General features: G+C 55.3%; 1 pseudogene. It reads left to right on the forward strand.

Annotation, left to right across the window (positions count from 1 at the left end):
* Positions 1–208: 208 nt before the first annotated feature.
* Positions 209–544, forward strand: a pseudogene (locus tag GOB93_RS21070) (transposase); the annotation flags it as partial.

Consider the following 544-nt stretch of genomic DNA (forward strand, 5'->3'; position numbering starts at 1 on the left):
ACGGCGGCAACAACGAAATGCGCCATATCGTCAGCCGGAAGCCACGACTTCAGATCAGGCGGCAGAAGATACGGCTGAGACCGGTCAAACGGGATGAAGCTGCTCATCTCAACACCTTACAACCTTACCCCTTCACAGGGTACCCCAACCCGACAGGCTGCTAGAGGGTGTTATGTACTTTCGTGTCTGAGTGGTGCTGTAAAGATGGATGAATACTGCACGCAAACCGTATCCGTCTGATATCAGTGACGAAGAGTGGTCGCTGGTTATTCCGTATCTTCTTCTGATGAAGGAAGACGCGGAACCACGCCATCATGATCTGCGGGAGCTGTTCAACGGTCTGCGGTATGTGATCTGCGACAGTATTGCATGGCGGGCGATACCGAACGATCTTCCGCCGTGGACTGCGGTTTACCAGCAATCCCGGCGCTGAATGGAAGCGGGATGTTTCGAGGCTGTTGTCCACGATCTCCGGGCTGTGCTGCGGCTGGCTGCAGGAAAACAGGCTGAGCCGACAACGGCGATTATCGACAGCCGGACACTG

Source organism: Acetobacter musti (assembly GCF_011516835.1).
Classification (GTDB): Bacteria; Pseudomonadota; Alphaproteobacteria; order Acetobacterales; family Acetobacteraceae; genus Acetobacter; species Acetobacter musti.